Here is a 25,031-nt window from a genome sequence, read left to right on the forward strand (position 1 = left end):
TGCTATGATACGGAAGTTCCGATATACAAGGTATAGTTACTAACAAACAGGCCGTCTGAAATCTTTCAGACGGCCTGTTTATCTCTTACGGTTTACACACCTTGTTTCAGGCTGGCTTCGATGAAGCCGTCCAAGTCGCCGTCCAATACGGCTTTGGTGTTGCCGACTTCGTAGCCTGTACGCAAGTCTTTGATGCGTGAGGAATCCAAAACGTATGAGCGGATTTGGCTGCCCCAACCCACATCGGACTTGCCTTCTTCCAATGCCTGTTTCTCTTCGTTGCGTTTGCGCATTTCCAATTCGTACAGTTTGGATTTCAATATTTCCATCGCAGCGGCTTTGTTGGCGTGTTGCGAACGGTCGTTTTGACATTGCACCACAATCCCTGTCGGCTCGTGGGTAATACGCACGGCGGAGTCGGTTTTGTTGATGTGCTGACCGCCCGCGCCCGATGCGCGATAGGTGTCGATACGCAAATCGGCGGGGTTGATTTCGATTTCGATGGAATCGTCGATTTCGGGATAGACGAACACGGAGGCAAACGAGGTGTGGCGTTTGTTGTTTGAGTCAAACGGCGAGTAGCGAACCAAGCGGTGAACGCCGGTTTCGGTACGCAGCAGGCCGTAGGCGTATTCGCCTTCCACGCGGATGGTAGCGCGGTTAATGCCTGCGATTTCGCCATCGTCTTCTTCAAGGATTTCGATTTTGAAGCCTTTGCGCTCGGCGTAGCGGCTGTACATGCGGAACAGCATGCCCGCCCAGTCTTCCGCTTCCGTACCGCCTGCGCCTGCGGTAATGTCGATAAAGCAGTTGTTCGGGTCGGCAGGCTGGTTGAACATTCGTTTGAATTCGAGGTCGGCCATTTGTTTTTCCAAACCGGCCACGTCTCCCTGCACGGCGGCAAAACCTTCTTCATCGTTTTCTTCGACGGCCATTTCAATCAGCATGCGGTTGTCTTCGATACCTGTGGCGATGTTGTCGAGGGTCACTACGATACCTTCAAGGATTTTTCGCTCTTTGCCGATTTCTTGGGCGCGTTTGGGGTCGTTCCAGAGTTCCGGGTCTTCGGAGAGGCCAACGACTTCTTCAAGGCGGTCTTTTTTGCCTTGGTAGTCCATATAGACGCGGATGTCTTCGCTGCGCTTCTCCAAGTCGTTTAGGGTGTTGTTAAGCTGGTTGATTACTTCGGCTTCCATGATTCTTGTGTTCTTTCAAAATTTTAGGGGCGTATTGTAAGGGATTTGCCTGTTTTTTTCCATGACCGGGCCGTCTGAAAATGTGCGGTTTGGATTTTCAGACGGCCTCGGTTTTGAATTTTTCCATCCAAAGCCGCCAGTCGTTGTCTATCGGCGCGTTTACAGTCATCCGGCTGCCGTCTTCTATGCTTTGAAAACTGAGGCTTCGCGCGTGCAACATCAGGCGTTGCGTGCCGATATGTTCGGCAACAGCATGGTTTTGGCGCAAATCGCCGTAGTTGGTGTCGCCGACGATGGGGTGAAAAATGTGTTTCATATGGCGGCGGAGTTGGTGTTTGCGGCCGGTGTGCGGCGTGAGTTCGGCCCACGAATAACGCGAGGTCGGATAACGCAGGGCCGATTGGAACGGCAACTCGGTTTGTGCCAGACAACGGTAGGCGGTTTGCGCTTCCTGCAATGTGGCTTCGGTCTGCGCTTCGGCGATTTTGTCAGGCATATATTTGAGGGCGTAATCAATCAGGCCGTCTGAAGGCAGATAACCGCGAACAATCGCCCAATAAGTTTTTTCGATGGTTTTGTTTTCAAACTGCTGCGTCAATAACCGTGCAGCTTCCGTATCGAGGGCAAACAGCAAGACGCCGGAAGTCGGGCGGTCGAGGCGGTGGACGGGATAGACGTGCTGCCCGATTTGGTCGCGCAGGGTCTGCACGGCAAAACGGGTTTCGTGTTTGTCTAACCAGCTTCGGTGTACCAGCATTCCGGCAGGTTTGTTGACGGCAATGGTGCGGCTGTCGCGGTGGATAATATCGAGCATGACGGAGCAGTTGAATAAAAGCAGATATTGTAACGGGCTTTTGAAAATGTGACAGGCACACTTGCCGCCGAAACCCAACTTTCAGACGGCCCGCCCCTTTCGGGTTACAATACTGCACATAAAAACACGAAGGAAAAGCCGTGAGCCTGCTCAAAAAACTGCCCAAACCCATGCTGCCCGACGAAACCCGCCGCGATATTCAGGCGCGCGAGTCGTATCATGTATTGAAGATTATTTCCGAATTTGTCGAGGCCGGCGAAGAATTGCGCGCCATTCAGCCAGCCGTCAGCATTTACGGCAGCGCGCGCACGCCCGAAAACCATCCTGACTACGAGTTCACATTACGCTTGGCACGCAAACTGTCGGATGCTGGATTTTCCGTCATTTCCGGCGGCGGGCCGGGCATTATGGAAGCGGCCAACAAAGGCGCGTTTGCAGGCGTAAGTCCGGCAGTGGGACTGAATATCGTGTTGCCGCACGAGCAAAGAGCCAATCCGTATCAGGATTTGTCGATTAAATTCCAACACTTTTTCCCGCGCAAAGTCATGTTCGTCAAACACGCCGTGGCGTATGTCGTCATGCCCGGCGGTTTCGGCACATTGGACGAATTGTTTGAAAGCCTGACCTTGGTGCAAACCGGCAAAACGCCCGACCGCCCGATTATCTTAGTGGGCAAAGCATTTTGGGCGGGATTGTTGGACTGGATACGCGAGCAGTTGCTGGGCAGAAACCTGATTTTGGAAGAGGATTTGAACCTGATCCGCGTCATCGACGACGAAGACGAGATTATCGAAGAAATCTTCGCCCATTACGAAAACCGCTTGGAAGACTTGTCCGAACACCAAAATGCTTGGTCGCTGGGGCTGTAAAAAACTAAGGTTTCAACTAAAAAAGCGGTTATCCCGCCTGCCCTTTGCTTCATTAATAAAGGCCGTCTGAAAATGTTTTCAGACGGCCTTGAGATTTATCTTTTCCGACCTTTCTTTTGTTCCATTTTATCCAACGCTTTTCCCATATCTTCTAAAGCATTCGGATTACCACCAAAATCATGGCCGCCGACACTACACACAGTAGCAGATAGTATACTCATCGTCGAAATCTCTTTCATTTCAAACCGTTCAGATTCCCTTGGGATCTCATGCAATAATTTCCCTTTTCCAAAATGACGACTGTATAGCTTTACCGGCTCCGGATTCATAATATCAATCCTGTTCAGACAATCCAGATAGTGCTTCTCTATCATGGAAGTACCTGCCAAATTTTTATTCGTATCATCAAAATTAGTTATCACATCATATACTAACAAATTTGGATTGTGAGGATGATTTTTGATACTTTCCATATCTGCATAAACACGACTCTGAGCACCCTCCAGCATCGGCAAAAATCTTGGCTTATCGGCAAATACTGAGATTGGTAAACAAATTGTCATCAAAAAAACAGCTAACTTTTTCATTTTACTTTCCCCCGATTAGATCAAGTCGTTCACGACGAATCAGTTTATCATTCGGATAACCCTGAATAGTACAGATAAGAGAAGTTTTACCGTCACTCTCTTCCAATATCAGCGATTTTTCTACTGTATTTTTTGCAGGCATCGAACCAGACGTTGCTTGCATATTTGGCTGCCAACGCAAAGACTTATGACTATTAATAATAATTTGCGGAGAAGTCACAAAATCCTCTCCCATCGGTTTCAATCCCCATTGAGGGAACTTTGCTACCACATCAGCAGCCCGAGCTTTTTTAAGCTCGAACCCCCAGAAATAAAAAACAGGATTTTTACCCGTCTCATTAACCGGCAGTTCCGAATATTCTGCCGAAAAACTACTAAAATGTATGCCGTTTACTATTATCGGTTTATTGAAGATAACCTGTCTTTTCCCATCTTCATCGGCACTACCTAACTGAAAACGTGCAGTCTTTCCTACTTTCTCAATCGGAGCATATTTGCTCAATGGCTCCTGTTTGTTTTTCAAGATATCAAACATAGATGCATCACATTTTACAAATGCGTTCAGCAACTCTTCTTCTGCACTTCCTGCCCATGCATTGGTTGTAAGTGCAAGTACAGCCATACTCAAATATTTGATAGATCGTTTCATATTGTCTTTCTAAAGTTAGCGTAGATTATCGTTGAATTACCCAACCATTTTAATTCATGACATCAAATTAAACACGATATAAATTATTGTTTTTTCAGACGGCTCTTTATCTTCTTTCAAAACGTTTAATTGTTTTCCCATTCGACATGCTCACTCAAGAAACCGCCGCTTTGGTGCGCCCAAAGTTTGGCGTAGAGACCTTGTTTTTCAAGGAGTTCGGCGTGGCTGCCTTCTTCGATGATGCGGCCTTTGTCCAAGACGATGAGGCGGTCCATCGCGGCGATGGTGGAGAGGCGGTGGGCGATGGCAATCACGGTTTTGCCTTCCATCATTTTGTCGAGGCTTTCTTGGATGGCGGCTTCGACTTCGGAGTCGAGCGCGCTGGTGGCTTCGTCAAGCAACAGAATCGGTGCGTCTTTGAGCATAACGCGGGCGATGGCGATGCGTTGGCGCTGGCCGCCGGAAAGTTTCACGCCGCGTTCGCCAACGTGTGCGTCATAGCCGCGTCGGCCTTTGGCATCGCTCAAATTAGGAATAAAACCGGCGGCCTCGGCGCGTTCCGCAGCGGAAATCATCTCGGCTTCGGTTGCATCAGGACGGCCGTAGATAATGTTGTCGCGGACGGAGCGGTGCAACAGGGAAGTATCTTGCGTTACCAGACCGATTTGGGCGCGCAGGCTTTCTTGGGTAACGCTGTCCACGGTTTGGCCGTCGATCGAAATCGTGCCGCTTTGCGGTTCGTAAAAGCGCAGGAGCAGGTTGACGATGGTGGATTTGCCTGCACCGCTGCGGCCGATCAAGCCGACTTTTTCGCCGGGTTTGATGTTCAGATTAAAGCCGTTGAGGAGCGGTTTGCCTGCTTCGTAGGAAAAATCGACGTGTTCAAACTTGATTTCGCCTCGGGTGACTTTCAGCGGCAGGGCTTGCGGTTTGTCGAGGATGGTGTGGGGTTTGGACAGGGTTGCCATGCCGTCGTTGACGGTACCGATGTTTTCAAACAATCGGGCAGATTCCCACATGATGTATTGCGACAAACCGTTCACACGCAATGCCATGGCCGTGGCGGTGGCTACCGCGCCCACGCCGACTTGGCCGTGATACCAAAGCCAAATGCCCAAGGCGGTTGTGCCGACGGTCAGCGAGCTGTTGACGATAAAGCTACAAGTGTGCAGCAGCGTAGCCAAACGCATTTGGGCATGGACGGTCACCATAAACTCTTCCATCGACTGCTTAGCATAGGCGGCCTCGCGTGCGCCGTGGGAGAAAAGTTTGACGGTGGCGATATTGGAATAGGCATCGGTAATGCGGCCGGTCATCAACGAGCGCGCATCGGCCTGGCGTGAAGCGGTTTTGCCGAGTTTGGGAATCAGGAGGCGCATAATCATGGCGAATCCAATCATCCAGCAGATAAACGGCAAAATAAGCCAAGCATCAAATGAGGACAGAATCACGCCGGAAGTAATGAAGTACACCAGCACATACACAACCATATCGGCGACGGTCATCACGACATCGCGCAGCGCCAGCGCGGTTTGCATCACTTTGGCAGATACGCGGCCGGCAAATTCGTCCTGATAAAAGCCCAGGCTTTGTCCCAGCATCAGACGGTGGAAATTCCAGCGCAGGCGCATGGGGAACACGCCTTGCAGGGTTTGCAGGCGCACACTGGACGCGAAAAAGGTCCAAACGGCAAAAAATGCCACCATGGCCATCATGCCGATTAAAGCATGGCCTTTTTCAACAAAAAGCGTTTGCGGCGTATACGTGCCGAGCCAGTCGACCACCTTGCCCATAAATTGGAACATCAAGGCTTCCATGATACCGACGCCGACCGTAAACACGGCCAACACGGCAATCCATTTGCGCACGCCTTCAATGTTGCTCCAAATAAACCGCCACAGCCCTTTTTCAGGCGTTTTCGGAGCGGCTTCTGGATAAGGGTCGATGCGTGACTCGAACCATGAGAATATTTTTTTAATCATTGTTTTTACAAATGTGATAAGACGGTCAGGCCGTCTGAAAAGAAGTGTTCAAATACATTCAAGACTGTATTTTACGGGAAAAATCCGACTGATGACAGCAGATACCGTCAGTCCGACCAAACCAATCTATCGGCTTGACCATCTAAAAATCCCTTTTCCTTTACATAAAACAAAGGCCGTCTGAAACTTTTCAGACGGCCTTTGCTGGATTTAGGTTGCCCTTAAAAATCACTCTTTACGTTGACGGCCCAAATCGGCAGCGGCAGTAAACAAGACGTCGGTGGAAGAATTCAACGCAGTTTCTGCAGAGTCTTGAATCACGCCGATGATGAAGCCGACGGCAACCACCTGCATGGCCACATCGTTATCGATACCGAACAGGCTGCACGCCAAAGGAATCAGCAGCAACGAACCGCCGGCCACACCGGATGCACCGCACGCACTGACGGTAGCCACCAGACTCAGCAGCAGGGCGGTGGCGAAGTCAACCGTAATGCCTTGCGTGTGCGCCGCAGCCATTGCCAAAACGGTAATGGTGATTGCCGCACCGGCCATATTGATGGTTGCACCCAATGGAATGGAGATGGAGTAAGTGTCTTCGTGCAAACCCAGTTTTTTCGCCAATGCCATGTTCACAGGGATATTGGCGGCGGAAGAACGGGTAAAGAAGGCATAAACGCCACTTTCGCGCAGGCAGGTAAACACCAGCGGGAAAGGGTTGCGGCGGATTTGCGACCACACAATAATCGGGTTGACCACCAAAGCAATAAACAGCATACAGCCGAGTAATACAGCCAACAGCTGCATATAACCGGCAAGCGCTTCAAAACCGGTTTCCGCAATGGTAGAAGACACCAAGCCGAAAATACCCAGCGGCGCAAAACGGATAATCCATTTCACAACCGTCGAAACGGTATCGGCCAAATCGGCCGCCACTTGGCGGGTCGTATCCGAGCCGTGATGGCGCAAAGCCGCACCCAATACCAAAGCCCAAGCCAAAATGCCGATATAGTTAGCATTGGCCAGCGCGTTAATCGGGTTGGCCACCAAATTCATCAGCAGCGTTTTCAATACTTCGACAATGCCGGAAGGCGGTGCAACGGATACATCGCCGGCCGCACGCAAAATCAGCGTGGTCGGGAATGCCATACTGGCAATGACTGCCACCACAGCCGCGGCAAACGTACCGAAAATATACAAAATCAAAATCGGTTTGATGTGGGCCTGATTGCCTTTTTGGTGTTGCGCAATGGCGGCAGTCACCAAAACAAATACCAAAATCGGCGCGATAGCCTTAAGTGCACCGACAAACAGGCTGCCCAGCAGTCCTGCGCTGATACCGACTTGCGGCGAAACTGCACCCACAATAATACCTAAAACCAAGCCGATGGCGATTTGCGCCACCAGGCTGACGCGATTGAGCGCGTTCAAAATCGGATTGCCACTTGCCATATCCGTTCCTTCACAATTTAAAGATATGTTAAAAAAGTCTTACATTCTAAAATAAAAAATCATTTGTCGGCGAAGTTTTCATGCATACCTCACAAAAACAGCACTAAAGTTTAGCATTTATGACACAGTTGGCACTTTATGCCAAAAATACAGCCAAACCCGCTCAAACCCTACTTTAAAGTATGCCCATACCGTTGCTTTACTTCTCTGTATCTTGCTTTCAGACGGCCTGAAATCTGCGCCATAAGGCCGAATACAAAGGCAACTTCATCAGTAAAAATACAAAAACATAAATATTACAATCAGATAGAAACAAACCAAAGTCCGCCCTTAAGTCGCATTTTGTAACGTTATCGCGCTAAATTTCCGTTTACAACCATAGCCTGAAACCTTGCAGAAATAATGTTAAAATCCCCAAACTGAAGAATTGTCGCTGTCGAACACACATCATGACCAAACTGACCTACCCTGTTTTATTTGCATCATTGGCGCTCGCCTACGGACACGCGTTGGCAGTAGATACTTCCGTTCCCAAAGCGGAAGACTACGAAGCTGTTCCCGAATCCGAAATGCCCAAGCAGCCCAAAGACGACCAAACAGGCAAACTCAAGCCCAAATTCCCCGTCAAAATCGACACCCAAGACAGCGAAGTCAAAGAAATGCTTGAAGAATACCTGCCGCTGATTACCCAGCAGCAGGAAGAAGAGCTGGACAAAGAACAGGTCGGCTTCCTCGCCGAAGAGGCACCCGACAACGTCAAAACCATGCTCCGGACCAAAGGCTACTTCAACAGCAACGTCAATATTCAAGACCACGGCGAGAGCTATACTGTCAACGTCATCCCCGGCCCGCGCACCAAAGTCGACAACGTCAGCGTAGCCATCCTTGGCGACGTATTGAATGACGACAACTTGGCCGAGTACTACCAAAATGCGATGGAAAACTGGCAACAGCCCGTTGGCGAAAACTTCGACCAAGATGGCTGGAGTGCGAGTAAAACCTCCGTCCTCAGCGCGGTCACACGTAAAAAATATCCGTTGGCGAAACTCACCACCACCCAAGCCACCATCAATCCCAATACCCAAAAAGCCGACTTGAACGTCATTGTGGAGAGCAACCGCCCCATTTACTTTGGCGATTTCCAAATCACCGGCACACGCCGCTACCCTGAGAGCGTGGTTTCCGGCATGGCACGTTTCCACCCCGGTTCGCCTTACGACTTGGACAAAATCCTCGACCTGCAACAGGCGCTCGAGCAAAACGGCCACTATTCCGGCGCGTCCGTACAGGCCGACTTCGATCAACTGCAAGGCGACCGCGTTCCCGTCAAAATCAACGTGACCGAAGTCAAGCGCCACAAACTGGAAACCGGTATCCGCTACGACTCCGAATACGGAATCGGCGGCCGCATCGCCTACGACTATTACAACCTCTTTAACAAGGGTTATATCGGTTCCATCGTTTGGGACATGGACAAATACGAAACCACGCTGGCCGCCGGTATCAGCCAACCGCGCAACAACCGCGGCAACTACTGGACCAGCAACGTTTCCTACAACCGCTCGACCACGCAAAACCTTGAAAAACGCGCCCTGACCAGCGGTATTTGGTATGTCCGTGACCGCAACAATATCGACGCCCGCTTCGGCCTCGAATTTATTACCGAAGACCGCAAAGTCCCCTACACCAGCTACGATTTGGGCCGAAGCCATGCCACTATGCTGACCGCCTCATGGAAACGGCAAAGCATCGAAACCGAGCTGCACCCACAAAACGGCTACTACCTCGACGGCAAAATCGGCACGACCTTGGGCAAATTCCTCTCCTCCACCCAAATGGCACGCGCCACAGCACGCGCAGGCTATTTCTTCACGCCTGAAAATAAAAAAATCGGTACATTCATCGTACGCGGACAGGCAGGCTACGTTTATGCCCGCGAGGGCGAAGAAGTGCCGTCCAGCCTGATGTTCCGCACCGGCGGCGCAACTTCCGTACGCGGTTATGAACTCGACAGCATCGGTTTGGCCGGCCCCAACGGCTCCGTCTTGCCACAACGCGCATTGGTGGTCGGCAGCCTCGAATATCAATTTCCGGTTACCAAAAGCTTCTCCGGCGCCATCTTCCACGATGTCGGCGATGCGGCAAGCAACTTCAAACACATGACCTTAAAACACGGTACCGGCTTGGGCGTGCGCTGGTTCAGCCCGGTTGCGCCGTTCTCCTTCGACATTGCCTACGACCATCACGACAAGAAAATCCGCTGGCACATCAGCTTGGGCACAAGGTTTTAAAAAACATACTCACCATCCATTCTTTCAGACGGCCTCAGCCATTTCAGGCCGTCTGAACAACAGACAAACAGAAAAATATCATGACCGATACTGCAAACACTTCCACGCCGTCTGAACAGCAGCCCGCCCCGCCAAAGCGCAAAAAACGCCTGTTGCGCGGCTTTGTCCTGTCTGCCTTGGGCGTATTGACCGTTTCCACCGGCGCAATCGGCTGGCTGGTCGGTACGGAATCGGGTTTGCGTTTCGGTTTGTACAAAATCCCGTCATGGTTCGGCGTCAAAATCTCTTCGGACACGCTGAAGGGCACGCTGATTGAAGGTTTTGAAGGCGACAAATGGTTGATTGAAACAGAAGGTGCGGACATCAAAATCAGCAGCTTCCGCTTTGATTGGAAACCGTCCGAGTTGACCCGTCCGTCCTTGCACATCACCGAAGTCGTGGCCGGCGACATCGCCATCGTGACCAAACGCACGCCGCCCAAAGAAGAAGAGCCATCAAAAGGCCTGCCCGACAGCATAGACCTGCCCGTTACCGCCTATCTCGACCGTTTGGAAACCGGAAAAATCAGCGTGGGCAAGCGTTTTGACAAGCAGACCGTCTATCTCGACCATCTGCACGCGGCCTATCATTACGACAAAAAAGAACACCGCCTCCACATCAAAACCGCCGACACGCCATGGAGCAGCTCGACAGGCGCGGTGGTACTCGGTTTGAACAAACCCTACGTCCTCAATACCGCCATCTACACCAAAGGCCAGCTTGAGGGCGAAACCCTACATGGTACGGTGCGCCTGTGGGGCAGCCTGCAAGACGTATCCACCGACTTGCTGCTCGATAGCGACAACGTTCATTTGTCGGCCAAATCCACTATTCATCCATTCGCTGACAGCCTCAATGAAACCGTCGGCGAAATCCTGATTAAAGGTTCCAACATCAATCCGCAGGCCTTCCTGCCCAGCCTGCCCAAAGCGCGCCTGAATTTCGACGCCACCACCATTCCGTCGTTTACCAACGGTGTCGCGTTGGAAGGCTCGATTGACTTGGAAAACGACCAAGCCGGTTTTGCCGATGAAAATCATATCCCCGTCAAACGCATCCTCGGCGAATTCATCGTCGACGACAAAGGCACGGTCATGATTGAAGACATCGGCGTCGACCTGCTCAAAGACGGCAGCATCGATGTATCCGGCTCTATCGATACCGCCCAAGACCAGCTCAAACTCGCACTGGGCATCAACAATACCGGCGCGGACGACTTTGTCCGTCAAAACATCGCAGGCCGTCTGAACGGCAGTATCGACGTCAAAGGCGAAACCTCCTCCCCCGTCGTCAACTGGAATCTCGACAGCGGATTCGCACGCACAGACGGCATGCTGTTTTTCCAAACCGACAAACAGCTCGGCCAGCGCACGCTCAAGCTCGACAAAGTCCGCCTGGTTCCACAAAACGGCGGCGAACTCAACGCCAAAGGCTCGCTCGAACTCTTCAAAGACCGCAAACTGCAACTGGACATCGTCAGCAAAGCCTTCAACCCTGCGCGTATCGATCCGCAGCTTCCGCAAGGCAGCGTCAACGGCAACATCAACTTGACCGGCATACTGGCGCAAGAGAAATTCGCCGGCAAAATGCAGTTTGCACCGAGCACGCTCAACGGCGTTCCGCTTAGCGGCAAAGCCGACGTCGCCTATGAAAACAAACACCTTGCGCGCGCCCTGACCGATCTGACCCTCGGCAGCAACATCATCAAAACCAACGGCAGCTTCGGTAAAAAAGGTGACCGCCTCAATCTCAATATTACCGCCCCCGATTTGTCGCGTTTCGGCTTCGGCTTGGGCGGCCTGCTCAACGCGCGCGGTTACATCTCCGGCAGCTTTTCAGACGGCCTCAAAACCCTTGAAGCCGATTTGAACGGCGAAGCGCGTAACTTCAAAGTCGCTGATGCCGTCAACATCCGCACCCTCGACTTCAAGCTTAAAGGTTCGCCCGATACCAACCGTCCGTTGAGTGCCGATATTAAAGGCGAACACATCGCCGTCTCCGGCGGCGTGGCCATGATCGACAACGCCAACCTGCTCATCAGCGGCACAGGCTCGCACCACCACATCCGCGGCAACAGCAGCATGGCGGTGGACAACAAACGCTACAAGCTCGACCTCGATGCCACCGGCGGTCTCAACAAAGACCAAACCCAATGGAAAGGCACGGTTGACACGCTCGACATCAACGGCGCGTTCAACCTCAAACTGCAAAACCGCCTCAACCTCGAAGCCGGCAGCGAACGCGTTTCCCTCAGCAGCGCGCGCTGGGCGGCCATGGGCGGCAGCCTCAACCTGCAAAATTTCGTTTGGGACAAGAAAGCCGGCATTACCAGTAAAGGCAGCGCGCAAAATCTGCACATTACCGAATTGCACAACTTCTACACTCCACCTATCGAACACAACCTCGTTTTGGGCGGCGACTGGGATTTGGCGTACAGTCAAAACGCGCGTGGCTTCCTCAACATCAACCGTCAAAGCGGCGACATCATCCTGCCGGGCAAAGACCCGAAAAACAAACAGCCTTTGGGACTTTCCGCGCTCGCCCTGCGCACCCGTTTCCAAAACGGCCGCATCGACAGCACGCTGGAAGGCAACACCCGCTTCGGCAAAGTTAACGGCACGCTCGGCATCGCGCAACAGTTCGGCAACAATATCAACAACGCCCCTGTTAGCGGCAAGGTCAATATCAGCGTTCCCGATTTGGGCTCGCTCAAATCCTTTATGCCGGCGACAGCCCAAGGCATTGCAGGCCGTCTGAACGCGACCGCCACCATCGGAGGCCGACTCGGTTCGCCTACCGTCAACAGCAACCTCGACCTCCAAACCAATTACGGCCGTGCCGACGGTACCGTCAACATCGGTCAGGGCACCAGCTTCGATACCGCCCCTCTGAGCGGCAAGCTTAACCTGAACGTCGCCAACCTCGAAGTCTTCCGCAACTTCCTGCCCGTCGGCCAAACCCTCAAAGGCCGTCTGAACGCCGCCGTCAACTTGGCAGGCCGTCTGAACGATCCGCAACTGAGCGGCCTGATTAACGGCGACAACCTCTATTACCGCCATCAAACCCAAGGCCTGATTCTGGACAACGGCGTATTGCGTTCACGCCTGCAGGGTCAAAAATGGGTGATCGACAGCCTCAAATTCCACCGTGGCGGCACGATTGAGCTCAAAGGCGCGGTCAACCTTGCCAACGCCAATCCCGATGTTGACGTGGACATCGTCTTCGACAAATACCGCACCCTCTCGCGTCCGAACCGCCGACTGCAGCTCTCCGGCGCGGCCAAAGTCCTCTACAATCCGGAAAAAGGCGTATCGCTCAACGGCACACTCAACACCGACTTCGGCAGGTTTGGTTCGCAAAAATCCTCCATGCCGACCCTCGATGACGACGTGGTCGTACTGGGCGAAACCCCAAAAGAAACAACGGCCACCACGCCTATTAATATGAATCTTGTCTTGAACATCAACGACAATGTCCGTTTTGTCGGCTACGGCGCAGACGTTACCATCGGTGGCAAACTGACCCTCACTTCCCGCCCGGGCGAAACCGTCCAAGGCGTCGGTACCGTTCGTGTTGTCAAAGGCCGCTACAAAGCCTACGGCCAAGACCTCGAAATCACCAAAGGCGCGGTTTCCTTCGTCGGCCCACTGACCGATCCGAACCTCAACATCCGTGCCGAACGCCGTCTCTCCCCGGTCGGTGCAGGTGTCGAAGTTCTCGGCAGCCTTAACAATCCGCGCGTGACCTTGGTTGCCAAAGAAGCCATGAGTGAAAAAGACAAACTCTCCTGGCTCATCCTCAACCGTGCCAGCAGCGGCAGCGACGGCGACAACGCCACGCTCTCAGCGGCCGCCAGCGCACTGCTTGCCGGCCAAGTCAACGACCGCATCGGCCTTGTCGATGATTTGGGCTTCACCAGTAAACGCAGCCGCAACGCCCAAACCGGCGAGCTCAACCCTGCCGAACAAGTCCTGACTGTCGGCAAACAGCTCACCAACAACCTCTACGCAGGTTACGAATACGGCATTTCCAGCGCCGAACAATCCGTCAAACTCGTGTACCAACTGACCCGCGCCATCCAGGCCGTTGCCCGCATCGGCACGCGCTCCTCCGGCGGCGAGTTGAAATACACCATCCGCTTTGACAACTGGTTCGGCAAAGACGAACCCGAGCCGGAAGAACAACACTAAAAGCCGTGATAAAGGCCGTCTGAAATTCATCTTTCAGACGGCCTTTATCTTGTTCTACCGTATCAAAATCTTAAGCCATGCCTCCAAAAACAAAGGCCAACGGCGCAAGTTTGAAAACAAATACTGCTAAAAAAGTAAGCTGCAAAACATGTCTTATTTAAGATTAGCGATACATAAAGCAGATACAAAAAGGCCGTCTGAAACTGACAGGGGTAGGTTTCAGACGGCCTTTTTTTGAATCATCGAAACATCTTGTGCATGGCGTTGCTGATTAATTCGAGCTGTTTCTTATATTCGCGGCAACGGGGGCAGAGCGACAGGTGCACAGCAAGGGCAATACGGTTAAAAAGACTGAGGCGCACTTGGTCTTGCTGTTTGGAAATCAGATCGGTTATTTTGCGGCATTTTTTCATGACGTTTTCCTGTCAGGCATGGGAGAACCATTTGATTTGCAGGCACTGGCGCAAAGTTTCGCGCGCGCGGTGCATGATGGTGTGGTAGTTGGCATGGCTGATGCCGCATTGCTCGCGGATTTCATCGCTTGAAAAGCCGAGAATCTCTTTCATGGTAAACACGCGGGCGGTGTTTTCCGGCAGCTGGTAGAGGCAGGTCTGCAAAACTTGATAGAACTCTTTATTGTTTAAACTGGCTTCGGGCGAGTCCCAACCCTGAGGCTGTCCTTCGTCCGTCCAATGCCCGTCGGCGGCAAAATGTCCTTCAAAGGCTTCATCCAAAGCTTCTTCATCTCGCGTGACGAAAACTTGGCGTTGCCGCCCGATTTGGCGCAAACAGTCGGTAATTTTGTTTTTTAAGATTGCAAACAGCCAGCTGCTCACTTGGGCGCCGCCTTTGAAACCCTCGGCCGCACGGTAGGCGGAAAGCATGGTTTCCTGTACGAGGTCTTCCGCCAAATCGGGGCGGTCGGGCAACTGGATACGGGCAAAGCGCAGCAGCAGTTTGCGGGATTTGGCAAGCTCGGCATCGGTCAGTTCGGGTAGGGCCATAATGTATCAGTATGAAATGAATAATAAATATACTTTTAATTTTACGCTGATACGGAAAGAGCATGCGATTGAATCTATAAACGATTTCAGTAGTTTTTTTGTTTCGCCAAAACCGACTGTACCCGTTTCAGACGGCCTTGGTTTATGCCGCAACCAAAATGCCCTGTTCCCGCCAATCCGTCCATTTTTGCCTTAATGCGTCCTGCCAAGCATTTTCAGACGGCATGAACTCTGCCAGCATGGTTTGCAGGCCGTTTAGGGAAGTGGGCGTTTCTGCCAGCGTTTCCAGCAATAATACGCCGAATCCATCAAGCGTTTGATACATCACGTCGTCTTCCTTATCGCGCCACACCAAAACAGTAGTTTCCGCCTCCTGCAATTCATCCGTTACATCATACTGATAACGGCGCACAAAGGCGGCGGGAGAAAGAGTGTAAGCCAAATCGTCTGAATCGGCATGGATTGTTTGGCTGTAGGTTTGAGCGGTTTCGGCGAGCAGCTGGGTGTGTTCAAAGTCCATCAATGCCAAGAGGTCGTCTGAAAGCGGCAGGCTTTGGCAATATTGGAGGAACTCGCCGGGGATTTCTTGAAAATAGGGCGTTTGGGCACGCGCGTCACGGACGAAACCTTCTTTCAGACGGCCCCATTCTTCGCTGTCAAAGTATTGCAGCGTTTCGGTATAACAGCGGTCGATAAAGCTGTGAATATTGTTGCGTATCAATCGGATATAGACGTTCAGGCGCTCTTGCGGCAGTCCGTCGGCGGCTTCGCCTTCGCGTATGGCTTGGGCAAAGCGTTGTTGGTATTGGGCGGAGGTTTCAGGCTGCACGGCGGTATTCCTTTCCGGCACGCGTTTGATATTCGGCGATTTTGGCGACTTCGGCTTCGAGTTCGGCAAAAGGCGGGAAATTGAAATCGCGTTCCAACAGGGTGGGCGGAATGGTCGGCAGCTTGGTGTAGGCGAGTTCGAGCAAGTCCCAAACGGTCGGCAAAACCGCCGCGCCGTGGGTATCAATCAACAATTCGGGCGTTTCGACGTCGTGTCCGGCGATGTGGATGTAGCACACGCGCTCTGCGTCAACGTTTTCCAAAAAGGCTTCGGGCGACAACAATCCGTGGTTGACGGCGTTGACGTAAATATTGTTCACGTCCAAATGAATGCCGCAGTCGGCTTCGCGTGCAACGGCGTTAAGGAACTCAACCTCATTCATTTCGGCAAGCGGGGAATGCAGGTAGTAGGAGGTGTTTTCTACGGCAATGCGGCAGCCTAATCGATCCTGCACTTCGCGGATACGCCGAGCGGTATGTTGCACCATTTCTTCAGTGAAAGGCAGCGGCAACAAATCGTAAAGATGACCGCCGTCGTGGCAGTAGCTCAAATGGTCGGAGAAAAACGTGCAATCGTAACGGCGCATCATTTCTTTGATGCCGTCTATCAAGTCGGTATCCAGCGGGGCTTGTCCGCCCAATGACATGGATAATCCGTGCAACGCCAGCGGCAGCCGTTCTGCCACGCGGTCAAACTGTTTGCGCGCCCTGCCGCCCATTTTCAGCCAATTTTCGGGGGCGGCTTCGATAAAGCGTATCGGGCTGTCGTCTGAAAGCGAGAGGAAGTCTTCCGCCAAGTCGCGGCGGTAGCCCAAGCCTGCGTGTTGAATCATGGTGATGTCCTGTTATGGTGCCGTATGAACGACAAAGTCGCATTTTCGTTTATAAAATGCGACTTTGTTAAAGGTATATTGCAGGATTATTTAGAACCGCATTTACCTTCGCCGCATTTGCCTTCTACTACTTTGGCAGCTTTGGCTTTAGATGCTTTGCCTTTTTTAGCGTGAGTTTTTTCCACGGTTGAACCGCATTTGCCTTCGCCACATTTGCCTTCGCTTGCTTTAGAAACAGCGCTTGCACCGCATGAACCTTCACCGGCTTTAACCGCACCGCAAGAGCCTTGAGCAGATTTTTGAACACCTGCTTTGCTGCTTAACGGTTTATCAGCGGCAACAACACCGGCAGCCAGAGACAGGGACAATGCACCGGCCAGAGCAGCAGCTACATTTTTTTTCATTTTAACTTCCTTTTAAAAATATGGGTTTAAATAAATCAAGGGATAATATCGGGCATTTAAAGTCGGCCCGCGACCGTGAATCATTAAAGAAAATGCTTGATGCGGCAACAGCGTTTCTTCAGCAGGGCATCCAAAGACAGACCGCCTGCGCCCTGCAATAGGACAGGAAATAAAACCACCAAATAAATCAGTGCCATTTTATAACCGTTGTCGCACACATTGTACCCCAAGCCGGCATGTACCGCAGACCATGCGACAGCCGTTACGACCATCAATCCCAGCGCGGACAGCCGCGTTGCCAAGCCGACGATGAGCAGCGCAGGCAAAACCAGTTCCGCCCACATGGCCAAATTCCAGTTGACCGTATCCGGCAACAAATTGAACGGAAAGGGAAATTGACTGTTGATATCTGCAAACCAGTTTTCCCCGTTCCATTTTTCCAGACCGGACTCAAGAAATTCATACGCGGCAAAAAGTCTGAGCGTCAACAAGCCGAAAGCAGCCTGCCAAGAGGGGTTGGATGAGGTGTTCATTTATTTTCCTTATTGATGTGTGTTGAATAGGATGGGACGAAAAATCAATCGGCACCATCCCATATTTCATGCCTGTTTAGACGTGACGGCCTCAAAAAACTGACACATTCAATACAAATATTTTCTTATTTATTGTTTTATAAAAATTAAAAATTCAAAAAGGCCGTCTGAAACACCATGCTTGATTGGGTTTCAGACGGCCTTTGACAATAAACGCGGTCAATTAATCCGCTTGTTTGCACAATTCGACAATTTCCGCGCCGTATTTGTCGGTTTTCTCCTCATTCATACCGTGGATTTCCGCCAACTCCGCCAAATCTTGCGGCCGTCGGGCGGCAATGGCACGCAAGGTGACTTTGCTGCATATCTGATAGGCTTCAAGGCCTTCATGGCGGGCAGTATCGATGTTCCACTGAAGCAGACGGCGCATCAAGCGACGTTTACATTTGTCCTCTTCGCTCAGGCCGTCTGAAAACGGGCGGCAGATGTTTAAAATACCCTCGCCGTATTGTTCGATACGTTTTTCGCCTAGTTTATACACGCCCAAAAGGTCGATGGGTTCGGCAGGCGTATTGGTCAGCAAATCATCCATGCTTTCGTTGGAGAATACCGTCCCCAGCGTTACTTGATCGGCACTTGCCTGCTGCTCGCGCCAAGTTTCCAAAGCCTGTTTTAAGGCCTGTTCACGCTCGCCCAAACTGTTGATAACTTGTGCACTGTCTGTGGAAACCGTACCGGCTTCGGCCGTTTCGCAAACGTCGAGTATTTCCCAACCGAATTTATTGATTTTCGCCTCGCCCAAGCCGTAGATTTGATGTAGATCTTCCAAACTTCGGGGCATTTTTTCGACAATATCGCGCAGGGTTTTGTCGCCGCAAACCACATAAACCGGTACTTCCTCCGCCCGGGCGCGTTGTTGCCGCCATTGGCGCAATGCCTGCCACAAACGCTCTTCGCGCTCGGTACGCAACCAATCGTCTTTCGGCTTTTGGGTGGCCGTTTTTTCGCGGCGCAGGGGGCGCAGCATGACTTCGGTTTCGCCCTTGAGGACTTTTTTTGCCGCTTCGGTCAGCTGCAAGGCTTGATGTTGCTCGACATTGACAGTGAGATAGCCCAGGCTGATGCACTGGCGGATGACACTGCGCCATTCCTTGTCGGTCTGTTCGCTGCCGATGCCGAATGTGGAGAGTTTGTCATGGCCGTTGCGCTGTATCCAATCGTCGCTTTTACCGCGCAAAAGGTTGGTGATGTAGCCGGCGGCAAAGCGTTGTCCGGCGCGGTACACGCAGCTGAGTAATTTTTGCACCAACACTGTACCGTCAAACCGCACGGGCGGATGCAGGCAGTTGTCGCAATGGTCGCAGGGTTCGGATTCTTCGCCAAAATGTTTGAGCAGCAGTACGCGGCGGCAGGCGGCGGTTTCGCAGACGGAAAGCATGGCATCGAGTTTTTGCATTTCGATTTGCTTTTGCATCTCGTCGCTGTTGCCCTCGGCAATCCGTTCGCGCAACAACACCCAATCGTTCAAACCGTAACACAGCCAGCTAACGGCAGGCAGTCCGTCCCGGCCGGCACGCCCCGATTCCTGATAGAAATGTTCGACACTCTGGGGCATATCGAGATGGGCGACAAAGCGCACGTCAGGTTTGTCTATGCCCATGCCGAACGCCACGGTCGCCACCACGATAATATTGTCTTCATGCGTAAAGCGGCGTTGGTTTTCCTCGCGCACGTCCATGCTCAAACCGGCATGATACGGAATCGCCTCCAAGCCGTTTTCACACAAAAACTGCGCCACATCCTCTACTTTTTTGCGGCTTAAGCAATACACAATGCCGCTTTGCCCATGCATCTGCTTGCGGATGAAATCCAGCAATTGTTTTTTGCCATTATTTTTTTCGATAACCTGATAATAAATATTCGGACGGTCAAAGCTGGAAATAAATTCGGGCGCATTGTCCAAATGCAGATAATGCTTGATGTCGGCGCGCGTGGCCGCATCAGCGGTAGCGGTCAGGGCGATGCGCGGGACGTTCGGATAGCGTTCGGCAAGCATGCCGAGCTGTTGATATTCAGGGCGGAAATCGTGTCCCCATTGGCTGACGCAATGCGCCTCATCAATGGCAAACAGGCTGACGGTTTGTTGGTCGAGAAAACGTAAAAAGCGGTCGGTAACCAAGCGTTCCGGTGCGACATAAAGCAGTTTCAGACGGCCTTGGGCAAGTTTGTCGGCAATCTCGCGCGCCTCATCTGCCGATGTGCTGCTGTTGACTGCCGCCGCTTCAATCCCGGCCACATGCAGGCTGGCCACTTGGTCGTTCATCAGCGCAATCAGCGGCGATACGACAACCGCCACGCCTTCGCGCATCAGTGCCGGAATCTGGTAACACAAAGACTTGCCCCCGCCTGTCGGCATCAGCACCATCAAACTCTCGCCGCCGGCCAAAGCATTGACGATAGCCTCCTGCTTGCCACGAAATTCGGGATAACCGAATACTTCGTGCAAAATCTGTTTGGCGGTCGGCTGAGGCATAATGGTTCCGTAGAATAGGGGAAAGCGTTATTTTAACGGTTTTACACCCGCGTATGTGCGGAACATTTTGTCGCCGCTTTTTCAGACGGCCTGAAATTCAAACCTATTCAATTTATTTAATTTTAAATAAATATTTATTTTATTTTGAATAAAATGTATAAAGGCCGTCTGAAACCTGATACTAGGGTTTCAGACGGCCTTTTCAAAAATAAAATCTTTAGGCTTTTTTGACGAACTCAGATTTCAAGTTCATCGCGCTGCCATCGATTTTGCAACCGATATTGTGGTCGCCCTCTTGCAGGCGGATGCCTTTGACTTTGGTGCCTTGCTTGATGACCATAGAGCTGCCTTTGACTTTCAAATCTTTAATCAAAACAACCGTATCGCCATCTTGCAAGACCGCGCCGTTGGCATCTTTGACTTCCAAGGCATCATCGCTTGCAGCCGCAGCATCGGCCTCGTTCCACTCATGGGCGCACTCAGGGCAAACGTATTGAGCGCCGTCTTCGTAAGTGTATTCGGAGTGACATTTCGGGCAGGGAGGTAGGGACATGAGGTTTCCTTATAAATATGATAAAAGAAGCGTAAAACGCAAATAATACAATGTCTAAATTATTGATTCGCCTTACTGCCGCCTGCGCCGTAAACGGCATTCCAAGCCGCATCCAACATCTGACCGGCTTGTTGCAGCTTGGCATTTTGCTGCTCTTTCTGAGCCAAGGCCGTCTGAATTTCGCCTTTCAAACGGTCAATATCGGATTGCGCTGCCTGCAAACGGCGCTGCGCGCTTTCCAAATCGCTTTGCAGGGAAATGATTTTGCTGTCGTTGCTGTTTTGCTCATGCAAAGCGGTACGGTAAACCGATTGGACGGACAGCAAACGGTCTTCCGCCTCACCGGCATACGCCGCGGCGGCGGATAACATCATCAGGGCAAGTAAGGTTTTTTTCATGGGTTTTCCTTTGGGTGGATGTGACTTATGCTCAAGAAATCATTATTCCCCGCGATTGAGATTGCGCTATTTGTTTTTGTTGCACCTCATCTTCAAAAGCTTGTGCAGTTTCCTGTATCTTGGTTAAACTTTCTTCGATTGGTGTGTTTGCAGCTATTTTCATATTTACCGAAGCTGTCCTCAACTCAGGAGCTTTGTGTCCAATCACTATTTCTTCATTATTAATATTAACTAAAGACACACCTCTCATGTATTTTGGATAGCCCACTGAAGCCAACGCCATAGCAATATTGTCTAAACTATTTGCATCGTAAGCAATGTCTTTTTTATCGAAGAAATCAGTCAAAACCTGTTTGCCCTGATGGTAGATGTTTTGTGCGGATTGCGGCATATCCTCAATTCTCAGGGTCGGTTTAGCAATGTCTGCCTGTGCATATTGGTACGACTGCTCTCTTTCATTCTCATCTTGGGCAAGATACCAATACGGATCGATTGTTCTCCAGAATTTTTTAACGTCGCGTTCGTTTTCTGCAAATGTGTAACTGCGCCCTCGATGTTCCACCACCAATGCTGCACCTTTTCTTCGGTATTCTTAAAAACGCATTGACCTGTTTATCGGGGCGCGCCCAGAAAAGAGCGCTGCCGTCAAAATCTCTACCAGCCAAACCGATGAAGCCCAATCCTTTACCGGAAAAGTCAATACAGGAATTATCACGTGCATGATATCCTTTGTAAAAACCCGGAATCTTTCCATTTGCTGCTAAAGCGGGATAAGTCTGTAACTTATCAAACTGTTCTTTGCTGATGTCCACTGTAATGGAACTGATTCGTTCGCCATTACCATTTCGGTAATTTTTCCAATCGTCCCTGCTAAGATTATCTTCTCCTTTAGCAAATACAGTCCTTCCTGTTGACCAACCGGCACAAAAGGACGGCTTGGCATCCAATGCTTCGCCAGGTTTACGCGCTTCCAGCCAAACGTGCCCCCAAGTAGATGTTTCCCATTCCTTTTTCTTTTCATTGAAAGAAGGCACTCTGGAAGGAGCAAATTTTACGGTAAGCCTATATGTTGATGCGGTCATGTAATTTCCTTTCTTTAACGAAACAATGCAATATAAGGTGAGATTTCAAGATAGGTGGCGACAATACCCGCCGCCTTCATATTCGCCTTGATTTCAGATGGGCTTTCATCTTTAAAATCGCAGCGGTATTTGCCGTAGGGTAAATCGAAACCTTTAAGGGCTGAACTCATACCGCTGGCATCTGGACTGTGAGGATGAATCGGCTCCCAGCCGTTACTTGCATTAAACCAATGCCGTTCATCGGTTTTGTCAGAATGCTTACTTTCATAAAACAATATTTCCTGCCCATCCTTCAAGTGGTAGCATTTAATAGAGACGTTGTATGGTATTTTTTCGTGCCCTTTCGTGTCTATAAAAGCCTTGTTCCAGTCGGTATATTCAATATTTAAGTAGATAACGTAAAACTTCTTGCCCCACGAATCCACCGTATAACTGACTGTTTTACCTTCACCCATTGGGAAGGGAACGACCTCGGTAGGAAAAAGTGCTTGAGACAAGTAAACCTTTACCAACTCACACTGCGTTAACAATACAATAGCAACAATGCATCCTATTAATAGGATGATTTTCTTAGATTTTCTACGCATCATGTTACTCCTAATTGGGTTAATTGATCCGGTTTTGTCGCTTTCTACATTTCAGCAAAACCAAAGATGGTCTTTAGGATAAAGAGCATTAGAACTAACTCTAAAATACACTTTCAAATGCTTTTGAATATTTCGAGCTAGTGTAGCACGCAAAAGAACATATTTATATATGTCATCGTTGTTATTACAAGGTCTTTTACTATCTCTACCTAAAATGCACCATATTAATTAGAATTACCTTCTTACAGTGATACGAGGTCACTAAAAAATTATAATATTAGTCACTTATTTTCACACTTCTCTAAATTAAAGTTAGAAAAACTTGAACTATTTGATTTTTCTGCCTGTAAACAAATGTTTTTATTTACTGGATAACAGACCTCGGAGAGCTTATTCATAGGCCATGATTCTATGTAATAAACCTTCTCAAAACTTCCATTTTTCTTAGCCCAAAATATCGTTTTATCTTCAGCCATGTTGTAAAAAAATAACTTTTGACCTAATTTATTCTCAAAATCAGTTTCCAATACATAAGGCTCTTGAATACAAACTTCGTCATACCCATTGAAAATATCGATTAAAGGGATACTATTTTTTCCTTGAATTACTGGAAATAAATTATTATTTCCAATAAAGAGTCTAAAAAATATATAAATACAAACTATAAATATAGATATAAGAACTAAAATAATTTTAAGAGAAATATTTTTCATAATTTATCCTTATATAAATGTAATAATTATAGTATAAAAACCAAAAAAGGCCGTCTGAAACATTTCAGACGGCCTTTTATCATTCATGCCTTACGAACGAATCCGTTTCAACACTTCTTCCTTGCCGATTAATGCCAACACGGCATCGACGCTGGGCGTTTTCGCCGTGCCGCAGACGGCGAGGCGCAGGGGCATGCCGAGTTTGCCCATTTTGATGCCTTCTTCGTCGCAGAAGGGTTTGAAAAGGTCATGGATGACTTCGGCGGTCCAGTCTTCCAAACCTTCGAGGCGTTCGGCAAAGCGCAGCATACGGGTGGCGGCTTCGTCGTCCCAGTGTTTCTGCATGTCCGCTTCGGCAGGCGTTTGTTTGACGTAGAAGTAGAGGCACTCGTCGGCAAGCGTATTCAGATCTTGGGCGCGGTCTTTGACCAATGCCAACACATCTTCCAAAGCAGGCTTGCTTGTTTCATGGATATCGCGCAGGGCGAGGCGCGGTTTCACCATTTCGGCTAGTTTTTCGTTGGCGGTGATTTTGATGTGTTCGCCGTTGATCCAGTAGAGTTTTTTCAAATCCATACGGCTTGGAGACGGGGAGACGTCTTTCAAATCAAACCATTCGATGAATTGTTCCATCGTGAAGAACTCGTCGTCGCCGTGCGCCCAGCCCAAACGCGCCAGATAGTTGAGCATGGCTTCGGGCAGGATGCCCATTGCGCCGAAATCGGTGATGGCGACGGTATCGCCGCTGCGTTTGGAGATTTTTTTGCCTTGTTCGTTAAGAATCATCGGCAGATGGCCGTATTCGGGCAGGTTTGCGCCGATGGCTTTTAAGATGTTGATTTGTTTCGGAGTGTTGTTCACATGGTCGTCGCCGCGGATAACGTGGGTAACGCCCATGTCGTAGTCGTCCACGACAACGCAGAAGTTGTAAGTCGGCGTGCCGTCGGCGCGGGCGATAATCAGGTCGTCAAGTGTTTCGTTGGGAATGGAAATTTCGCCTTTGACCAAGTCCGTCCATTCAGTCACGCCGTCCAAAGGTGTTTTGAAGCGGACAACGGGTTGCACGTCAGCAGGGATTTCGGGCAGGGTTTTGCCTTCTTCCGGACGCCAGCGGCGGTCGTAAGTCGCCGTGCCTTCTTTTTCGGCTTTCTCGCGCATGGCTTCCAGCTCTTCTTTGCTGCAATAGCAGTAGTAGGCATGGCCTTTTTCTAAAAGTTCGGCAATGACTTCTTTGTAGCGGTCGAAACGGCGGGTTTGGTACACGACGTTGTCGGCGTTGTCGTAGTTCAGGCCGACCCATTTCATGCCGTCGAGGATGATGTTGACGGACTCGGCGGTAGAACGCGCCAAGTCGGTGTCTTCGATACGCAATAAGAATTCGCCTTTATGATGGCGGGCAAACGCCCATGAGAACAGGGCGGTGCGTACGCCGCCGATGTGCAGGTAGCCGGTGGGGCTGGGGGCGAAACGGGTTTTGACGGTCATGATGGCTCC

Annotated in this window: 23 protein-coding genes; 3 read left to right on the plus strand and 20 right to left on the minus strand. The window is 50.6% G+C overall.

Annotation, left to right across the window (positions count from 1 at the left end; all coding sequences use genetic code 11):
* Window positions 1-92 precede the first annotated feature (92 nt).
* Together prfB and truC are read right to left on the minus strand one after the other, a co-directional pair.
* Window positions 93-1,196 (minus strand): peptide chain release factor 2, encoded by a 1,104-nt coding sequence (prfB, locus tag HMPREF2872_RS05735; protein ID WP_070631936.1) that lies wholly within the window; start codon window positions 1,194-1,196, stop codon window positions 93-95.
* A 97-nt stretch (window positions 1,197-1,293) separates the two neighbouring features.
* Window positions 1,294-2,010, minus strand: a complete 717-nt coding sequence (gene truC, locus HMPREF2872_RS05740) for a tRNA pseudouridine(65) synthase TruC (protein ID WP_070631997.1) — start codon at window positions 2,008-2,010, stop codon at window positions 1,294-1,296.
* A gap of 140 nt (window positions 2,011-2,150) precedes the next feature.
* Here truC and HMPREF2872_RS05745 point away from each other — a divergent pair, with 140 nt between their 5' ends.
* Window positions 2,151-2,879: an LOG family protein gene (locus HMPREF2872_RS05745; RefSeq protein WP_070631939.1), complete on the plus strand. Its 729-nt coding sequence runs from the start codon at window positions 2,151-2,153 to the stop codon at window positions 2,877-2,879.
* 95 nt (window positions 2,880-2,974) lie between these two features.
* On the opposite strand, the gene HMPREF2872_RS05750 is transcribed toward HMPREF2872_RS05745, so the two are convergent.
* The 4 genes from HMPREF2872_RS05750 to sstT form a co-directional block, all read right to left on the minus strand.
* A complete protein-coding gene (locus HMPREF2872_RS05750; protein ID WP_070606441.1) occupies window positions 2,975-3,466 on the minus strand; it encodes a surface-adhesin E family protein in 492 nt (163 codons plus the stop codon).
* Between the two features lies 1 nt (window position 3,467).
* On the minus strand, window positions 3,468-4,115 hold the full coding sequence (locus tag HMPREF2872_RS05755; RefSeq protein ID WP_070631942.1) for a hypothetical protein: 648 nt from the start codon (window positions 4,113-4,115) through the stop codon (window positions 3,468-3,470).
* Between the two features lie 125 nt (window positions 4,116-4,240).
* Window positions 4,241-6,097, minus strand: a complete 1,857-nt coding sequence (locus tag HMPREF2872_RS05760) for an ABC transporter ATP-binding protein (protein WP_070631945.1) — start codon at window positions 6,095-6,097, stop codon at window positions 4,241-4,243.
* Window positions 6,098-6,325: 228 nt separating this feature from the next.
* The gene (sstT, locus tag HMPREF2872_RS05765; protein ID WP_070631948.1) at window positions 6,326-7,549 is read right to left on the minus strand and encodes a serine/threonine transporter SstT; all 1,224 of its coding nucleotides are present in this window, start codon (window positions 7,547-7,549) and stop codon (window positions 6,326-6,328) included.
* Between the two features lie 449 nt (window positions 7,550-7,998).
* Here sstT and HMPREF2872_RS05770 point away from each other — a divergent pair, with 449 nt between their 5' ends.
* Together HMPREF2872_RS05770 and HMPREF2872_RS05775 are read left to right on the plus strand one after the other, a co-directional pair.
* The gene (locus tag HMPREF2872_RS05770; RefSeq protein ID WP_070631950.1) at window positions 7,999-9,840 is read left to right on the plus strand and encodes an autotransporter assembly complex protein TamA; all 1,842 of its coding nucleotides are present in this window, start codon (window positions 7,999-8,001) and stop codon (window positions 9,838-9,840) included.
* An 80-nt stretch (window positions 9,841-9,920) separates the two neighbouring features.
* A complete protein-coding gene (locus HMPREF2872_RS05775) occupies window positions 9,921-14,069 on the plus strand; it encodes a translocation/assembly module TamB domain-containing protein (protein WP_070631954.1) in 4,149 nt (1,382 codons plus the stop codon).
* Window positions 14,070-14,308: 239 nt separating this feature from the next.
* Here the strand turns inward: HMPREF2872_RS05775 and HMPREF2872_RS11595 are convergent, their stop codons facing one another.
* The 14 genes from HMPREF2872_RS11595 to gltX form a co-directional block, all read right to left on the minus strand.
* Entirely contained in the window at window positions 14,309-14,482 is a 174-nt protein-coding gene (locus tag HMPREF2872_RS11595) for an anti-sigma factor family protein (RefSeq protein ID WP_049323681.1), read from the minus strand.
* Window positions 14,483-14,494: 12 nt separating this feature from the next.
* Window positions 14,495-15,073, minus strand: a complete 579-nt coding sequence (locus tag HMPREF2872_RS05785) for a sigma-70 family RNA polymerase sigma factor (RefSeq protein ID WP_070631960.1) — start codon at window positions 15,071-15,073, stop codon at window positions 14,495-14,497.
* Window positions 15,074-15,215: 142 nt separating this feature from the next.
* Entirely contained in the window at window positions 15,216-15,902 is a 687-nt protein-coding gene (locus HMPREF2872_RS05790) for an HvfC family RiPP maturation protein (protein ID WP_070631963.1), read from the minus strand.
* The gene (locus tag HMPREF2872_RS05795) at window positions 15,892-16,734 is read right to left on the minus strand and encodes an HvfB family MNIO-type RiPP peptide maturase (protein WP_070631966.1); all 843 of its coding nucleotides are present in this window, start codon (window positions 16,732-16,734) and stop codon (window positions 15,892-15,894) included. Before HMPREF2872_RS05795 ends, HMPREF2872_RS05790 begins: the two co-directional genes overlap by 11 nt.
* Before the next feature lie 86 nt (window positions 16,735-16,820).
* Complete coding sequence (locus HMPREF2872_RS05800; RefSeq protein ID WP_003686668.1) at window positions 16,821-17,138, minus strand: HvfA family oxazolone/thioamide-modified RiPP metallophore; 318 nt, start codon at window positions 17,136-17,138, stop codon at window positions 16,821-16,823.
* Between the two features lie 83 nt (window positions 17,139-17,221).
* Window positions 17,222-17,671 carry an HvfX family Cu-binding RiPP maturation protein gene (locus HMPREF2872_RS05805; protein WP_070631969.1) on the minus strand — a complete coding sequence of 150 codons (450 nt, stop codon included), beginning with the start codon at window positions 17,669-17,671 and terminating at the stop codon, window positions 17,222-17,224.
* A gap of 223 nt (window positions 17,672-17,894) precedes the next feature.
* Window positions 17,895-20,204: a DNA helicase RecQ gene (recQ, locus tag HMPREF2872_RS05810; RefSeq protein ID WP_070631973.1), complete on the minus strand. Its 2,310-nt coding sequence runs from the start codon at window positions 20,202-20,204 to the stop codon at window positions 17,895-17,897.
* Between the two features lie 217 nt (window positions 20,205-20,421).
* On the minus strand, window positions 20,422-20,757 hold the full coding sequence (locus HMPREF2872_RS05815) for a zinc ribbon domain-containing protein YjdM (RefSeq protein ID WP_003682724.1): 336 nt from the start codon (window positions 20,755-20,757) through the stop codon (window positions 20,422-20,424).
* A gap of 59 nt (window positions 20,758-20,816) precedes the next feature.
* Window positions 20,817-21,155, minus strand: a complete 339-nt coding sequence (locus HMPREF2872_RS05820; RefSeq protein ID WP_070631976.1) for a hypothetical protein — start codon at window positions 21,153-21,155, stop codon at window positions 20,817-20,819.
* A gap of 31 nt (window positions 21,156-21,186) precedes the next feature.
* Window positions 21,187-21,717 (minus strand): hypothetical protein, encoded by a 531-nt coding sequence (locus HMPREF2872_RS05825; RefSeq protein ID WP_141752847.1) that lies wholly within the window; start codon window positions 21,715-21,717, stop codon window positions 21,187-21,189.
* On the minus strand, window positions 21,665-22,237 hold the full coding sequence (locus HMPREF2872_RS05830) for a hypothetical protein (protein WP_070631982.1): 573 nt from the start codon (window positions 22,235-22,237) through the stop codon (window positions 21,665-21,667). Before HMPREF2872_RS05830 ends, HMPREF2872_RS05825 begins: the two co-directional genes overlap by 53 nt.
* 14 nt (window positions 22,238-22,251) lie before the next feature.
* A complete protein-coding gene (locus HMPREF2872_RS05835; RefSeq protein WP_141752848.1) occupies window positions 22,252-22,827 on the minus strand; it encodes a hypothetical protein in 576 nt (191 codons plus the stop codon).
* Window positions 22,828-23,105: 278 nt separating this feature from the next.
* Window positions 23,106-23,537, minus strand: coding sequence for a hypothetical protein (locus HMPREF2872_RS12020; RefSeq protein WP_283118996.1), 432 nt, complete (start codon window positions 23,535-23,537; stop codon window positions 23,106-23,108).
* 90 nt (window positions 23,538-23,627) lie between these two features.
* On the minus strand, window positions 23,628-25,022 hold the full coding sequence (gene gltX / locus HMPREF2872_RS05845) for a glutamate--tRNA ligase (RefSeq protein WP_070632002.1): 1,395 nt from the start codon (window positions 25,020-25,022) through the stop codon (window positions 23,628-23,630).
* Window positions 25,023-25,031: the final 9 nt, after the last annotated feature.

It is taken from the genome of Neisseria sp. HMSC069H12 (genome assembly GCF_001812735.1).
GTDB classification, from domain to species: domain Bacteria; phylum Pseudomonadota; class Gammaproteobacteria; order Burkholderiales; family Neisseriaceae; genus Neisseria; species Neisseria subflava.

Coding starts and splice junctions, on each gene's coding strand:
- prfB (WP_070631936.1), bottom strand. CDS start 1,196: ATGGAAGCCGAAGTAATCAACCAGCTTAACAACACCCTAAACGACTTG.
- truC (WP_070631997.1), bottom strand. CDS start 2,010: ATGCTCGATATTATCCACCGCGACAGCCGCACCATTGCCGTCAACAAA.
- HMPREF2872_RS05750 (WP_070606441.1), bottom strand. CDS start 3,466: ATGAAAAAGTTAGCTGTTTTTTTGATGACAATTTGTTTACCAATCTCA.
- HMPREF2872_RS05755 (WP_070631942.1), bottom strand. CDS start 4,115: ATGAAACGATCTATCAAATATTTGAGTATGGCTGTACTTGCACTTACA.
- HMPREF2872_RS05760 (WP_070631945.1), bottom strand. CDS start 6,097: ATGATTAAAAAAATATTCTCATGGTTCGAGTCACGCATCGACCCTTAT.
- sstT (WP_070631948.1), bottom strand. CDS start 7,549: ATGGCAAGTGGCAATCCGATTTTGAACGCGCTCAATCGCGTCAGCCTG.
- HMPREF2872_RS05770 (WP_070631950.1), top strand. CDS start 7,999: ATGACCAAACTGACCTACCCTGTTTTATTTGCATCATTGGCGCTCGCC.
- HMPREF2872_RS05775 (WP_070631954.1), top strand. CDS start 9,921: ATGACCGATACTGCAAACACTTCCACGCCGTCTGAACAGCAGCCCGCC.
- HMPREF2872_RS11595 (WP_049323681.1), bottom strand. CDS start 14,482: ATGAAAAAATGCCGCAAAATAACCGATCTGATTTCCAAACAGCAAGAC.
- HMPREF2872_RS05785 (WP_070631960.1), bottom strand. CDS start 15,073: ATGGCCCTACCCGAACTGACCGATGCCGAGCTTGCCAAATCCCGCAAA.
- HMPREF2872_RS05795 (WP_070631966.1), bottom strand. CDS start 16,734: ATGATTCAACACGCAGGCTTGGGCTACCGCCGCGACTTGGCGGAAGAC.
- HMPREF2872_RS05800 (WP_003686668.1), bottom strand. CDS start 17,138: ATGAAAAAAAATGTAGCTGCTGCTCTGGCCGGTGCATTGTCCCTGTCT.
- HMPREF2872_RS05805 (WP_070631969.1), bottom strand. CDS start 17,671: ATGAACACCTCATCCAACCCCTCTTGGCAGGCTGCTTTCGGCTTGTTG.
- recQ (WP_070631973.1), bottom strand. CDS start 20,204: ATGCCTCAGCCGACCGCCAAACAGATTTTGCACGAAGTATTCGGTTAT.
- HMPREF2872_RS05815 (WP_003682724.1), bottom strand. CDS start 20,757: ATGTCCCTACCTCCCTGCCCGAAATGTCACTCCGAATACACTTACGAA.
- HMPREF2872_RS05820 (WP_070631976.1), bottom strand. CDS start 21,155: ATGAAAAAAACCTTACTTGCCCTGATGATGTTATCCGCCGCCGCGGCG.
- HMPREF2872_RS05830 (WP_070631982.1), bottom strand. CDS start 22,237: ATGACCGCATCAACATATAGGCTTACCGTAAAATTTGCTCCTTCCAGA.
- HMPREF2872_RS05835 (WP_141752848.1), bottom strand. CDS start 22,827: ATGATGCGTAGAAAATCTAAGAAAATCATCCTATTAATAGGATGCATT.
- HMPREF2872_RS12020 (WP_283118996.1), bottom strand. CDS start 23,537: ATGAAAAATATTTCTCTTAAAATTATTTTAGTTCTTATATCTATATTT.
- gltX (WP_070632002.1), bottom strand. CDS start 25,022: ATGACCGTCAAAACCCGTTTCGCCCCCAGCCCCACCGGCTACCTGCAC.